Origin of the sequence: Parageobacillus sp. KH3-4 (assembly GCF_022846435.1) — a bacterium.
Taxonomy (GTDB): Bacteria; Bacillota; Bacilli; order Bacillales; family Anoxybacillaceae; genus Parageobacillus; species Parageobacillus thermoglucosidasius_A.
Genome location: NZ_AP025627.1, coordinates 2,786,495 through 2,800,165, shown reverse-complemented (window position 1 = coordinate 2,800,165; position 13,671 = coordinate 2,786,495). Strand labels below are relative to the sequence as shown.

The window sequence follows — 13,671 nt, the reverse complement described above, 5'->3', positions numbered from 1 at the left end:
AGAGTTAGAATGCATGTGCTCGATTTATTTAAAATTACTGGAAAGACGGCGATTGTCACTGGAGGAGGACGCGGGCTAGGCGAGCAAATCGCTGTCGGTTTGGCGGAAGCGGGAGCCAACGTTGTCGTATGTTCGCGGAAAGTGGAGGCGTGTGAACAAGTAAGAGAGAAATTAGAGAAACTTGGCGTGAAATCTCTTGCGTTGCAATGCGATGTCACTAATCCGGACGATGTGCAGCGCGTCGTTCAAGCGGCGGTAGACGAATTTGGACGAATTGATATTTTAGTCAATAACAGCGGCGCAACATGGGGGGCACCTGCGGAGGAGATGCCACTAGAAGCGTGGCAGAAAGTGATGAATGTCAATGTCACCGGAACATTTTTGATGAGCCAGGCGGTCGGAAAAGTGATGATTCGGCAGCAAAGCGGCAAAATTATCAATATTGCTTCTATCGCCGGGCTCGGCGGAACAAATCCGGAAGTGTTAAATACGATCGGCTACAACACAAGCAAAGGGGCAGTCATTACGTTTACAAAAGATTTAGCGGTAAAATGGGGAAAATACGGCATTCATGTCAATGCGGTTGCTCCGGGATTTTTCCCAACGAAAATGTCAAAGGTTATCCTTGAACGAGTGGGGAAAAAAATTTTGGAAAACACGCCGCTAAAACGTTTTGGGGGAGAAGATGATTTGAAAGGTGCGGTGTTGTTTTTAGCGTCCCGCGCTTCCGACTTTGTGACGGGATCGTTAATCGTTGTCGATGGCGGCACACATGCGAGCTCTTAAAAAAGAGGGGGGAGAAGAAAAATGAACGAAAAGAAGGCGGCTTCGTTATATCCAAAACATATAGCTTTCCAGTTTGCCATTCCCGATATCACGATGTGCGATATTTTGCAAGAACGCGCCAAACAATATTGCGACAATCCAGCATTAACTTTTTATGATAAAGTGATGACGTATGGCGAGCTTGCCTATGCTGTCGAGAAATTTGCCTCAAGCCTGCAGCAGCAAGGCATCCAAAAGGGCGATCGCGTTGCTATTATGCTGCCGAACTGCCCGCAATATGTTATCGCTTATTATGCAATTTTGCGCGTTGGCGCGATTGTGACGCAAGTGAATCCGATGCTCGTTGAACGTGAGCTGCTTCATCTTTTCACCGATTCGGGAGCGGAAACGGTTGTCATTTATGATGCTGTCTATCCACGGTTGCAGGCGGTGCGCAAAGACACGCCAATCAAGCGGGCGATTGTCGTCAGCTTTCAGCCAACAGGCGCGTCATTTTCTCCAGATGTGACGTTTGAACAGTTTCTTGCGCAAGGAAGCGGAAACGTACAGCCGGTACCGATCGAACCGGAGCACGATGTTGCCGTGCTGCAATATACAGGCGGAACAACCGGCCGTTCAAAAGGCGCGATGTTAACCCATCGAAACATTTTAGCAAACGTCATGCAATGCGCGGAATTTTTCAAAGGAACGTATGAGATGGGAAAGGAACGGTATTTCACTGTCATTCCGCTTTTCCACGTGTTTGCGATGACATCGGGAATGAATATGGCGATTTATGTCGGGGCAAATAATATTTTATTGCCGCGTTTTGAGCTGCAGGAAGTGCTGGAGATCATTAAAGAGAAGCAGCCGACCGTTTTTCCGGGAGTGCCGACGATGTATGTCGCGATCACGAATACGCCGGGAGTGGAAAAGTACAGCATCAACAGCATTAAAACGTGCAATAGCGGAAGCGCTCCAATGCCAGTCGAGCTAATGCGGGAGTTTGAACGGAAAACAGGAGCGGTGGTGCTGGAAGGGTATGGTTTATCCGAGGCGTCGCCAGTGACGCACTGCAATCCGCCATTTGCCGAAAGAAAACCGGGAACGGTAGGAATTGGAATGCCAATGACGGAATATAAAATCGTTGATGTAGCCGTAGGGACAGAAGAGCTGAAGCCAGGCGAGGTCGGAGAGTTGGTTATTCGTGGTCCGCAGGTGATGAAAGGATATTGGAACATGCCGGAAGAAACAGCGGTGACACTTCGTGATGGATGGCTATATACGGGCGATTTGGCAACCGTCGATGAAGAAGGGTATGTCACCATCGTCGACAGGAAAAAAGATATGATTATCGCAAGCGGTTACAATATTTATCCGCGCGAAATTGAGGAAGTGCTTTATGAACACCCGGCGGTGAGAGAAGCGGTAGCTATCGGCGTACCGGATCAATACCGCGGCGAAACGGTAAAAGCGATCATCGTATTAAAAAATGGAAAAGAAGCGACGGAAGAGGAGATTATCGCCCATTGCCGCAAAAATTTAGCCGCTTATAAAGTGCCACGCATTGTGGAATTCCGCAACGAATTGCCGAAAACAAACGTCGGAAAAATTTTGCGCCGTGCCCTTCGCGAAGAAGCGCTCCGCTCAAACTCAAAATAAAGAAAGAAGCGCGCTCTTCCGAAACGGTCAAGTCAAATGTTTGTTGCTATATCGGCTTGTCCGTTTTATGATGTAATGACGGGAATGAAATAAGGCAGGAAAGGTGGAAGAGCGTGAGAGAAAAAATCATGGAAGCAAGCATCGCACTATTTGAACAAAATGGATTTAGCGAAACTTCGATTCAAGATATTGTGGACGCGCTAGGAGTGACAAAGGAACATTTTACTATTATTTTAAAAGCAAAGAAGAATTGTTAATGGATATTCATCTTTGCTATATTGAAGGATTGCTTGAAAAGCAAAAGAAAATTATGGACGATCCCGTAAAAACGATAAAGGAAAAAGTATTGGACATCGTCTATATGCTGATTCATAACATTGAGAAACAAGGGAGACAGGCGCGTATTTTTTTCCGGGAAATGAAACATTTAAATGAAGAACACTTAAGAAAGATTATCGAAAAGCGCGACATGTTTCGCTACGAACTTCAATCGCTGATTGAAAAAGGAATAAAAAGTGGGGCATTTCGCGAAGATTTACATCCGTCTATTGCGACCTTGATGGTTTTGGGGGCGGCAAACTGGAGCTATCAATGGTTTCGGCCTGATGGTGAACTAAGCGATTTCGAAGTAGCGAAACAAATGGTTGCGATTTTGCTGGAAGGAATGGAGAAAAGGCCGCCTGCCAACGGCTAATTCCGCAGGTTTGCAGCGAGAGGGAACAGTTCGACGGCCGAGTTATGTCCTGCCGCGACGTTGCTATCGTAGCGAAGCGCGCGTTTTTTCGCCGCTCATTTCAACATACTAACTAGTCAGTAAAAAAAGAGGGAATAAAAGATGGCTGCTCCACGTATTGCTGTATTGGCGGCGGTTCCATGAAACAGCAATCGATCGATGGCGTTTGATTGCGCACGGAAATTCAGATTTGCGCTAATCGCATGTAGGAGCCATTCATTAATTAGGAAGCGCCAAAAACACTCGCAACGGAAAGGAGGGGAAGTAGTGGCGGCGATTATTCCCGTACGCAAAGGAGAAGAGTTGCCAGTCGAGAAGTTAACAAATTTTTTAAGAAAGGAGATTCCGGATTTTCCGGAAGAGACTCTGCAAATTCAGCAATTTTCGGCAGGGCGTTCTAATTTGACGTATCTGCTATCATGCGGCGAATGGGAAGCGGTGTTGCGCCGCCCGCCGCTCGGTTTGGTGGCGCCGAAAGCGCACGATATGAAGCGGGAAAGCACATGGCTCACAGAAATTCATCCAATCTTTCCATTGGCGCCAAAGCCGCTGTTGTTTTGCGATGATGAATCGATTATCGGGAGCCCGTTTTTCATTATGGAGCGGCGCAGAGGAATCGTATTAGATACAGAATTTCCGGCACATGTCACTCCAGCGGAAGAAATATGTCAAAATATTTCGATAACGATGGTGGACACGCTTGTGGCGCTTCACCATCTTGATTATACGAAAACGCGTTTAGCAAACATGGCGAAACCGGAAGGGTTTATGGAGCGGCAAGTTCATGGCTGGACCCAACGGTATGAGCGGGCGAAGACGGACGATATTCAAGAGGTGGAGGCGTTAACGAAATGGCTTGCGAGTCATATTCCGGAAAAAAGCGAAGCGGCAATTATTCACTATGACTATAAATTAAACAATGCGTTGTTTGCCGAAGACGATATTACTAAAATGGTCGGGTTATTAGACTGGGAAATGGCGACAGTCGGAGACCCGCTAGCGGATGTGGCGGTGGCAATGAGTTATTGGATTCAAGATGACGACCCGCCGTCACTAAAAAACGGATTTGGAAAAACACCGGTTACTGTATATCGGGGATTTTATACGCGGGATGAATTTATTCGGGCGTATGCAGAAAAAAGCGGACGCGACGTTTCGAATATGCACTTTTATTTAACGTTTGCTTATTTTAAGCTCGCTGTCATTTGCCAGCAAATTTATTATCGCTATCGCCGTGGGCAAACCAATGATGAGCGCTTCCGCCATTTTGGCAAGTTTGTTCCGGCGCTCGTAAAACATGCATGGCAGTTAGCGATTCGTTGAGGTGAATATATGACGAGCGCTCACGTTGTGTTTCGCAAAGAAGATATTGATGAAGCAGCTTTAGGGAACGGGAAAGTGGCGGTAGTATTTGATATTTTGCTCGCCACATCGACGATCACCGCTGCGCTTTCGTTCGGAGCCGCTTCTGTCATTCCGGTGAGAAGCGCGCATGAAGCGAAAGCGCAGGCGAACTTGTTGCCAAACGGCAATTATGAACTTGTCGGGGAGTATGAAGGAAAAACGATTGACGGGTTTCATCCCCCGGCTCCTCTTTTTTTGCAAAGATTTTGTCTGGGAAAAACGCTTATTTTATCAACGACAAACGGAACGGTTGCGATTTGCAAGGCAGTGGATGCCAATCATCTTTACGTCGGGAGCTTGCTCAATGGCCGGGCGCTTGCCGAATATATTTGCCGCCATCATTCCTCTGAAACCGTTGTCGCTATTTGTTCCGGTTCGTCAGGGCGATTTTGTTTAGAAGATTTTTATGGGGCCGGTTATTTTATTTCTTGCTTGCTTCAATGCGGCGTCTCCGAGCGCGGTTTATCTGATGCTGCCATGGCGGCGCTGCTTTTTTATGAAAAATATCATACGGAAAGCGCCGGAAAAACAGTGATTGCCTCTTCGCGGGTCGGGCGATGGATGATGGCCCACGGCCTTGAAGCAGACATCAATTACATTAATCGGCAAGGAGTGCTTTCTGTCATTCCGGTTTTGCAAAAGACGACGTCGGTCTGGGAAATTCGAGATGTGGCGAAGCGGACATTTTCTTTTTGAAGAAAACGGCGAGCGCGGTTTGCCAAACTATTGATCCACTCGCAACGAAGATGATGCGGTGTTTTATCCGCTGTCCGCATGGCAAACGCATTCAGCTATGTGACGAAAGAAAAAAGACAGTGAGTACGGTCAGCACATACTCACTGTCTTTCTTTAATATATCGTTCTAGGCGATCCAGCCCTTCTTTTAACGTATCTATTGAATAAGCGTAAGAAAGGCGCACGTGTCCTTCCCCGTATTCGGAAAAGGCGCTGCCGGGAACGAGCGCTACGCCGGCTTTATTCACGACATCAAGCGCGAAATCGAAAGAGGATTGGCCGAAAGCGGCGATAGATGGAAATAAGTAAAAGGCGCCGCTCGGTTTTTCCACTTTCAATCCCATGTCGATGAGACGATGGTAAGCATATTCCATCCGTTCTTTATATTGCGAGCGCATCGTTTCTGCATCATTTTTCCCAATTGTTAAGGCGGCGAGCGCAGCTTTTTGCGAGACAGAAGATGTGCATGAAACGCTGTATTGGTGTACTTTGATCATATGTTTTGTAACGAAAGACGGAGCGAATACAAAACCGACTCGCCACCCTGTCATGGAATGGGATTTGCTCAATCCGTTAATAACGACTGTTTGTTCGCGCAGCCATTTTGCGATCGAATGGTGACGGCCGTTGTAAACGAGTTCGCTATAAATTTCGTCCGAGACCACCCAAATTGGCCGGCCTTTCACGAGCGCAGCAATTTCCTGAAGCTCTTGTTCCGATAATGTGGCCCCGGTAGGATTCGAAGGATATGGGAGTACGATACAACGAGTCCGCTCGTTTAAGTGAGGAGCGATTAGCTCGGCGGATAGACGAAATCCGTTAGACCGCGTATCGATATATACCGGTTTTGCCCCGCAAAGCCGGATCAATGGTTCGTATCCCGGATAGACGGGGCCGGGCAAAATTACCTCTGTTCCTTCTTCTAAAATGGTACGAAACGTAATGTCAAGAGCTTCGCTTGCTCCGACGGTGGCAATGACTTCGTCAGGACGATAATCCAGTCCGTATTTCTCGCGAATAAAATCGCAAGCGGCTTGGCGCAATTCAAGAAAACCAGCATTATGTGTATACGTTGTGAAATTGTCGGTAATTGCTTCTTTTCCCGCCTCTTTCACATGTTCGGGAGTCGGAAAATCCGGCTGCCCAATCGTCAATGAAATCAAATCGGGACGGTTGGCAACCATGTTAAAAAATTTGCGAATGCCGGATATTTCAATGTTTTTTACACGCGAATGAATAAGATGTTCCACCAGTTGTTCATCCTTCCGTTATCACATGTTTAATAACATTTTATCATGTTTGACAATGGAGTGAGAATGATGAAAAAATAAAAGTGAGCCGCCTTCGTTTTTCTTAAAGAAATTTTTGAAAAGGCGGCTCACCTTATTGTTTGATTATATGATTCGGACGTTTCGCACTCGAACATCTTTTTCTCCTTATTACGCACCGTATTTTTTTAAAAGTTCATTATATTGTGCGGAAAGTTCCAAAAAGAGGGACTTGTTTCGCGACATCAGCGCCTCGTCGATTTTTTCCATCAGTTTTTGTTTTTGGAACTGGAATATCGCATGCTCCAACACTTTTTCCGCAAGCGGACCATAGCTATTGGGTTCTTCCATTTGGCTAAACAAAATCGCGCCTTCATAAGGATATTGCTTTTCGTACATATGTGATTCCCCCTTGCTTAGGAACGATAAGTTCCCTTTTTTATATTATCCTAATTTTTGATAAAAAAGTAAAGAAAATTTTGATAAATATTCATATGGTATTTTCTGCAACATATATCTCCTTTTTTATTGGGATGTAACATATTTTCGGTTATCATATGTAAAGGGAAGTAAATGACGGGTATAAGGTGATTAATATGATTCGAACATGTGCAGTGACAAAAGAGTTTGACGTAATGTATGATGTTCCGCTTTCGTTTGTCAATAGCTCCGATGTTTCATGGTATTGGGTTGATTTTCATGAACCGACTGAAGATGAAGCAAAGCTGCTGGCTGACTTTTTTCATTTCCATCCGCTTGCGATTGAAGACTGTTTGGAATACGTGCAACGGCCAAAACTGGATTTTTATGACCGGTATTTATTTGTTGTGTTGCATGCGATCGAAGAAAGTTCGCTGGAAGCGGAGGAAGTCGATTTATTTGTCGGACAAAATTTTATCGTTTCTTTCCATAAGCAGTCCATTCATGCCGTGAATGAAGTATGGGAACGAATCAAGAGCGAGGAAGATGTCCAGCAAGGGCCTTTCCATGTAATGTACCGCATCATAGACAAGATCGTCGACGACTATTTTCCTCCGATTTATCATATTGAAGATGTGTTGAATGAATTAGAGGAAAACGCAAACGATGAGACAATTCAAGAAATTATCGAAAAAGTGTTTGACATTCGCGGCGATTTATCGAAGTTAAGAAGAACGATTGTGCCAATGCGCGATTTGCTGTACCGGATTATTCATTCTGAACGTCTGCAGCGGATGAAGGAGCGCCAACTATATTTTCATGATATTTACGATCATCTTCTGAAGCTGGCGGAAATGATTGAAACGAATCGCGAAATTACGTCTGATATACGCGATAGCTATTTGTCGCTTAACTCGAACCGGATGAACACCATTATGATGACATTGACGGTTATTACGACGATTTTTATGCCATTAACGTTCATTTCGAGCATTTATGGAATGAACTTTGATTACATGCCGGAATTGCATTGGAAGTACGGCTACTTTATGGTCCTTGGAGTAATGGCGGTGATTGCGATTTCGATGTTTTTTTGGTTTAAACGGAACGGCTGGTTCCGATTCCATAAAGGGAATGATTCCAAAGAGAAGAAATGATGGATTTTTATTCAAACCGCGCGTGTTGCCACCCGTTCCTCTGGTACAATGACTGCGATTCGCAGCAAGGATGGCCTGCGACATAAAGCCGATAAGGTGTGTTTCAGCCACGACCAAACATTCTGTCACTATTTTCAGGCTGCAAAACAATTATGAAAATAAACACGAAAAAAATATTCCTTCTTTGCGCATTCAACAATATAATAAAAATATAATATATAGATTATTAAAAAGCAGGAAGGACGTATTGACGATGACGGAAAAATCACGGATTTTATTAGAAAGCGGTACGAACGAACTGGAAATTGTCGAATTTGTAATTGCGAATAACCATTTTGCGATCAATGTCATGAAAGTGCGTGAAATTGTTCGCCCGCTTCCGATTACAAAAATTCCGCATTCTCATCCGCATATTGAAGGGATTATTGAGCTGCGCGGAGAAGTGCTTCCGGTTGTGGATTTGGCAAAAGTGCTTCATTTTCCATCTTCCGAGCATCCTGAACATGATAAATTTATTGTCGCTGAGTTTAATCAACTAAAAGTCGTTTTCCATGTACATGATGTGACACGCATCCATCGAATTTCATGGAAACAGATTGAAAAGCCGTCGCAAATGTACCAAGGGCTGGAAGCGCAAATTATTGGTGTCGTGAAATTGGAAGGACAAATGATTTTATTGTTGGATTTTGAAAAAATTATCGTCGACATTAACCCAGACTTAGGGATAAACACGCAGCAAACGAAACAGCTTGAAAATCGCGAACGTTCGCAGAAAAAGATCATCGTCGCGGAAGATTCTCCGCTATTAAGAAGATTGTTGCACGAGACGTTGGCGGAAGCGGGATACGGATTGGTGGAATTTTTCGAAAATGGCGAGGATGCTCTCCGCTATTTGCAATCGATTGTTGATGCAGGAAAAGACATCGCTGAAGAAGTGCAGCTTGTTATTACGGACATTGAAATGCCGCAAATGGATGGACATCATTTAACAAAGCGCATTCGCGAAGACGAAAGATTAAAGAAACTTCCTGTCATTATTTTTTCTTCTCTTATTACCGACGATCTTCGCCATAAAGGAGAGGAAGTCGGTGCGACAGCACAAGTAAGCAAACCGCAAATTGGCGAACTCGTCAACATGATTGATGCGCATATCTTATAGATTGAAGAATAAAAAAACTTGCGTTTATACATATTGAAAAGCGGATTCGGATGTGGGCGTCCAAAAAAAGCCGAACAGGTGCATAAAGAAGCAAACGACTCGGTTCGTTTACTATTTTAATAAAAAAAGCGGTTCGAATAATAGAACCGCTTTTTTTATTAATAGCTTTCTCCAAGCCGCTTAAACACAGGTTTTTGATACGGCTTTTTTCGTTTTGGCGGCGTTTCTTTGACGCCCGTGTATGCTTGTAACAGCGCCTTCGCCTGGGACAGCGGCATTCTTGCGACAGGATTGCGGTAAGAGTCATTAAGCGCTCCAAGGTGTGGAAGATGTGCGAAGTCTTCTTTCGTTGGAGGAATATGAAAATAATAATTGCTGACAGCGACAAGTACATCCGATTGCTGTTGGCTGTATTTTGGATTGCGAGAAAAATGCAGGCCGATTTTTTTCGCCTTTCCTTCTTGCAGTAGTTTTTCGATGGCTTTTTTCTTAAGAAGATATAGAAAAGATGGGTTTAACGCGGTTTTTGCGTGGCGGTTTACGGTAAAAATCGCTTTGGCTAAGTTATCTACTGTCGGTTCTAACGGTTCCATCGGCATTTCTCCTTTTCATAGCTTATCTAATTTTAGTTTTTATTATACAAAATGAACATTTGTTTGCAAAACCGCTTTCTTTCGTTTGTTTTATCTTTTGGCGATATGCGGCGGCAGGCAAAGAAGCGGCCGTTTTTTAACGGTTTTGCTTCATATTCTTATGCTTGATGTTGCAATGTAAAGACAGTAAGTTCTGGCGGCGAAAGAAATCGAAGCGGTATCCTTGTCGTGCCAAGGCCGCGGTTAACATATAACGTTAAATGGCTAATTTGATAAAACCCTTCATAATATCTTTCAGAAAGCGGAGGAGTAATGAGCGGACCGATGAAAGGAAGCTGGACTTGCCCGCCATGGCTATGTCCCGATAACTGCAGGTGAGCGGGATAACGGCTCGTTTGCATGGCGCCATCTGGTTCATGTAACAGCACGATCGTATAGGTCGAATCAGGGATCGATTTTATCATCTCAGAAAAATTCGGTTTGCCGAGCATCATATCATCCGCACCGGCAATTGCAATAAAGCTTCGCTCCTTCCGAATAAGGGCATGTTCATTGACAAGCATCCGAAATTCGGCCTTCTCCATAATATAACGATATATGTCTGTTCCATATCCGCCGTGATCGTGATTTCCGTAAATGCTGAATTTTCCAAGCGGAGCGCGAATGCGAGAAAGCTCTCGGGCAACTGCATCAATGTGCGGATATTTGTTTGGCTTATCCAATAAATCCCCCGTAAACAGCACAATATCTGGCTGCAATTCGTTTATTTTTTTGATTATGTGGCGAAAGCGGTCTAATCCGTAATAGTGGCCTAAATGAACGTCGCTAAATTGCAAAAGTTTGATTCCTGTAAATTCTTTCGGAATAAGCGGATGAGAAATGATATGGTGAGTAATGGTTAATTGTCCAGGTTCAATAAAGCGGGCGTAATAATAGCTTAATAATGCCGCCAGCATTCCGCCGACACCGGTGCCCAGCAATTTTTTTAAAAATGTTCGCCGATTCATCTTCGTTATTTCTAATCGTTCCATCATATGCCGTCCTTTCACAATTAGTTTTATTATAATGGAAAAAAGAAACAAAGGACAATAGGGGAGTGATAATGTTCGAAAATTCGGTCATTTTATAGTATGATGAAAATGAATGAGTAATCAGTCGTTTGGCAAAGGAGGAGAAACATGAATGGAAAAGTAATCATTATTACTGGCGGTTCGAGCGGGATGGGAAAATATATGGCAAAACGGTTTGTATCCGAAGGAGCGAATGTCGTTATTACAGGGAGACGGCGCGAAGCGCTCGAAGAAGCGAAAAAAGAAATTGAATCTCCAAACGGGAAAGTTCTTCCGATTCAAATGGATGTGCGCGCCCCTGAATTAGTTGCCGAAATGGTAAAGCGAACAGATGCGGAATTTGGGAAAATTGACGCTCTCATTAATAATGCTGCCGGCAATTTTATTTGCCCTGCTGAGAAGCTATCGATCAATGGCTGGAACAGCGTCATTAATATCGTATTAAATGGTACGTTTTATTGCAGCCGCGAGGTCGGAAATTATTGGATTAAAAACGGCCAAAAAGGTTCCATCATCAACATGGTTGCCACGTATGCTTGGAATGCTGGCGCAGGTGTCATTCATTCCGCATGTGCGAAAGCAGGCGTGTTGGCGATGACAAGGACGCTTGCGGTAGAATGGGGACGGAAATATGGATTTCGCGTCAATGCGATTGCACCTGGGCCAATTGAGCGGACAGGAGGAGCGGAACGGCTTTGGGAATCGGAAGAAGCAGAAAGACGGACAATGGAAAGCGTTCCGCTAGGGCGTCTCGGCACACCGGAAGAAATTGCCGCGCTTGCCGCGTTTCTTCTTTCTGATGATGCTGCTTACATCAATGGGGAATGCATCACAATGGACGGTGGGCAGTGGCTTAACCAATACCCGTTTTGAAAGCGCGCTTCGTCCGCGCAGGTACTTATCATCTGAAAGAAGTAGGAATGGCAATAAAAAGCGAAAACGCCGATGATCGAAAGGTGGATGCGCTACAAGCGGTTTCCTAGCATTAGGAAGCCGCTTTCCATATCGTGCGCCTTTCTCTCAAACTCGTTATGGATACGTTTCGCCGTTAGCAAACTTTATCATGAGTGGCTCCCTCATTTTTTTCGTGTCGATGGAGTCCTGAAAATGATATAACGGTGATACCGTTTACTGGACTGAAAGTGAATGGGAACTTGACCTTCGATATAATTATTAAATAGAATGTTGAAACAAAAACAGGCATGGAAGAATTAAAAGAGGTTTGTTTCAAGGCAACGAAGAAATAGTAAAATGAAGGATGTAAATGAAACTTATCAAATGATTAAGTAAGCATCTCCAAATGATTGAACGGATGGGGTGTACGAGCCCATGTGAAGCTAAATGCATCTTCACGAAGAATAATGTTTAATATAAGATTTTAATAGGTTTAAATTTTAATCAATTAGGCATTATTCGTAACTTGGCAAAGATGGCGTGGCGTTAAAAGAGGTGAGCAAGATGGATGCATTAGACGTAATGGCGAATCTACAAAAAGTTTTTCCGTACTATCAAGCGATTTTTAGCGCTGATGAACATTGTGTGGTTGGATATGAAGTGCTGGGAAGATACGAATCAGAAACGGGAGTGGTAAGCCTAGGTCCGTTTTTTCATGACGAAACAATACCGGAAGAGTTTCGTTTAGAAGTGGACGAAGTAGTGACAAAGAAAGCGCTTGATTATTTTCTTTCCCTCGACGATTATACGCCGCTTATTTTTTTAAATCGTGATGCGAACTTATTGATGCTTGACCGTGCCGAGTCGTTTTTGCAGCTGCTTCTTCAGTATGAAGCGCGCGGATTGTCGCTGGAGCGCGTTGTGTTAGAGATCAATGAACATCATTTTAAAGGGGATTTGAATCAATTAAGCCACTTGTTAACATATATTCGCACATACGGAATTAAAATTGCGGTGGATAATATAGGAGAACATAGCAGCAATTTGGAGAGAATCGGGTTATTGTCACCTGACGTTTTGAAAATTGATTTGCGTCAATTGCGGAAAACTTCCGTCAATCAAGCGTACCAAGATGTGATTTATTCCCTTTCCCTGCTCGCCCGTAAAATCGGAGCAACGCTTTTATACAAAGATATTGAAGCATCGTTTCAATTGCAATACGCATGGCGCAATGGGGGGCGTTATTACCAAGGGTACTATTTGGCGAAACCGTCTGCCGAGCTGGTGCCGCGCGATATGTTGAAAGAGCTTCTGCGCCAAGAATGCCACCATTTTATTCAGCAAGAAAAGAAAAAACTAGAAACGCTCTATCGCATTTCTGAACAGTTTCAGCAACGGCTGACTGCGCTTTTAGCAAAATATAAAAAAGTCTCTGATTTTAACGAACTGATCTCGCTTTTAGCGAATGAGTTGAATGACGTTTGTTTCCGCATTTATGTTTGCGACGAAGACGGATTTCAACAGTCGGCCAACATCTTCAAACAAGATAATCAATGGGAACTTCAGCCGCAATATTATATGAAAAATTGGAGCTGGCGGCCGTACTTTTTAGAAAATATTATCCGGATGCGCTCACGCAAACGCGGAATTCTTTCCGATTTATACACAGATATTGAAACAGGGGAAACGATTCGGACGTATTCGTACCCGATTGATGACCACCACTATTTATTCATCGATCTATCGTATAGTTATTTATTTGAACACGATGCTCATTACTAAAACTGCATAAATTCTTTTCCTCGTGGCAA

The 13,671-nt window shown here is 44.0% G+C and carries 12 protein-coding genes and 1 pseudogene; 9 read left to right on the top strand and 4 right to left on the bottom strand.

The window, feature by feature from the left end:
• The first annotated feature begins 9 nt into the window (after nt 1-9).
• The 5 genes and pseudogenes from MWM02_RS14120 (at nt 10) to MWM02_RS14100 (ending at nt 5,260) form a co-directional block, all read left to right on the top strand.
• Nucleotides 10-786 (top strand): SDR family oxidoreductase, encoded by a 777-nt coding sequence (locus tag MWM02_RS14120; RefSeq protein ID WP_064551193.1) that lies wholly within the window; start codon nt 10-12, stop codon nt 784-786.
• Between the two features lie 21 nt (nt 787-807).
• Nucleotides 808-2,427 carry a long-chain-fatty-acid--CoA ligase gene (locus MWM02_RS14115; protein ID WP_244402263.1) on the top strand — a complete coding sequence of 540 codons (1,620 nt, stop codon included), beginning with the start codon at nt 808-810 and terminating at the stop codon, nt 2,425-2,427.
• Between the two features lie 113 nt (nt 2,428-2,540).
• Nucleotides 2,541-3,121, top strand: a pseudogene (locus MWM02_RS14110) (TetR/AcrR family transcriptional regulator).
• 306 nt (nt 3,122-3,427) lie between these two features.
• Complete coding sequence (locus MWM02_RS14105; RefSeq protein ID WP_244402262.1) at nt 3,428-4,483, top strand: phosphotransferase family protein; 1,056 nt, start codon at nt 3,428-3,430, stop codon at nt 4,481-4,483.
• Between the two features lie 9 nt (nt 4,484-4,492).
• Nucleotides 4,493-5,260, top strand: a complete 768-nt coding sequence (locus MWM02_RS14100) for a 2-phosphosulfolactate phosphatase (protein WP_064551190.1) — start codon at nt 4,493-4,495, stop codon at nt 5,258-5,260.
• 140 nt (nt 5,261-5,400) lie between these two features.
• Here the strand turns inward: MWM02_RS14100 and MWM02_RS14095 are convergent, their stop codons facing one another.
• A complete protein-coding gene (locus MWM02_RS14095) occupies nt 5,401-6,549 on the bottom strand; it encodes an aminotransferase A (RefSeq protein ID WP_244402261.1) in 1,149 nt (382 codons plus the stop codon).
• A gap of 189 nt (nt 6,550-6,738) precedes the next feature.
• Nucleotides 6,739-6,966, bottom strand: a complete 228-nt coding sequence (locus tag MWM02_RS14090) for an IDEAL domain-containing protein (protein WP_244402260.1) — start codon at nt 6,964-6,966, stop codon at nt 6,739-6,741.
• 197 nt (nt 6,967-7,163) lie between these two features.
• Between MWM02_RS14090 and corA the strand changes: the two genes are divergently transcribed.
• Both corA and MWM02_RS14080 read left to right on the top strand, forming a co-directional pair.
• Nucleotides 7,164-8,144 (top strand): magnesium/cobalt transporter CorA, encoded by a 981-nt coding sequence (gene corA / locus MWM02_RS14085; protein ID WP_198401561.1) that lies wholly within the window; start codon nt 7,164-7,166, stop codon nt 8,142-8,144.
• A 253-nt stretch (nt 8,145-8,397) separates the two neighbouring features.
• A complete protein-coding gene (locus MWM02_RS14080; protein ID WP_244402259.1) occupies nt 8,398-9,303 on the top strand; it encodes a chemotaxis protein in 906 nt (301 codons plus the stop codon).
• Nucleotides 9,304-9,461: 158 nt separating this feature from the next.
• Here MWM02_RS14080 and MWM02_RS14075 read toward each other — a convergent pair whose 3' ends face one another.
• Together MWM02_RS14075 and MWM02_RS14070 are read right to left on the bottom strand one after the other, a co-directional pair.
• Nucleotides 9,462-9,896 carry a YkyB family protein gene (locus tag MWM02_RS14075; protein ID WP_064551187.1) on the bottom strand — a complete coding sequence of 145 codons (435 nt, stop codon included), beginning with the start codon at nt 9,894-9,896 and terminating at the stop codon, nt 9,462-9,464.
• A gap of 158 nt (nt 9,897-10,054) precedes the next feature.
• Nucleotides 10,055-10,927 carry a metallophosphoesterase gene (locus tag MWM02_RS14070; protein ID WP_244402258.1) on the bottom strand — a complete coding sequence of 291 codons (873 nt, stop codon included), beginning with the start codon at nt 10,925-10,927 and terminating at the stop codon, nt 10,055-10,057.
• Nucleotides 10,928-11,074: 147 nt separating this feature from the next.
• Between MWM02_RS14070 and fadH the strand changes: the two genes are divergently transcribed.
• Nucleotides 11,075-11,839, top strand: a complete 765-nt coding sequence (gene fadH, locus MWM02_RS14065) for a 2,4-dienoyl-CoA reductase (protein WP_064551185.1) — start codon at nt 11,075-11,077, stop codon at nt 11,837-11,839.
• 585 nt (nt 11,840-12,424) lie between these two features.
• Nucleotides 12,425-13,642 (top strand): EAL domain-containing protein, encoded by a 1,218-nt coding sequence (locus tag MWM02_RS14060; protein WP_244402257.1) that lies wholly within the window; start codon nt 12,425-12,427, stop codon nt 13,640-13,642.
• Nucleotides 13,643-13,671 lie beyond the last annotated feature (29 nt).

Excerpts from the sequence above, each read along its gene's own strand:
- MWM02_RS14120 (WP_064551193.1), top strand. The coding sequence starts at position 10 with ATGCATGTGCTCGATTTATTTAAAATTACTGGAAAGACGGCGATTGTC.
- MWM02_RS14115 (WP_244402263.1), top strand. The coding sequence starts at position 808 with ATGAACGAAAAGAAGGCGGCTTCGTTATATCCAAAACATATAGCTTTC.
- MWM02_RS14100 (WP_064551190.1), top strand. The coding sequence starts at position 4,493 with ATGACGAGCGCTCACGTTGTGTTTCGCAAAGAAGATATTGATGAAGCA.
- MWM02_RS14090 (WP_244402260.1), bottom strand. The coding sequence starts at position 6,966 with ATGTACGAAAAGCAATATCCTTATGAAGGCGCGATTTTGTTTAGCCAA.
- corA (WP_198401561.1), top strand. The coding sequence starts at position 7,164 with ATGATTCGAACATGTGCAGTGACAAAAGAGTTTGACGTAATGTATGAT.
- MWM02_RS14080 (WP_244402259.1), top strand. The coding sequence starts at position 8,398 with ATGACGGAAAAATCACGGATTTTATTAGAAAGCGGTACGAACGAACTG.
- MWM02_RS14075 (WP_064551187.1), bottom strand. The coding sequence starts at position 9,896 with ATGGAACCGTTAGAACCGACAGTAGATAACTTAGCCAAAGCGATTTTT.
- MWM02_RS14070 (WP_244402258.1), bottom strand. The coding sequence starts at position 10,927 with ATGGAACGATTAGAAATAACGAAGATGAATCGGCGAACATTTTTAAAA.
- fadH (WP_064551185.1), top strand. The coding sequence starts at position 11,075 with ATGAATGGAAAAGTAATCATTATTACTGGCGGTTCGAGCGGGATGGGA.
- MWM02_RS14060 (WP_244402257.1), top strand. The coding sequence starts at position 12,425 with ATGGATGCATTAGACGTAATGGCGAATCTACAAAAAGTTTTTCCGTAC.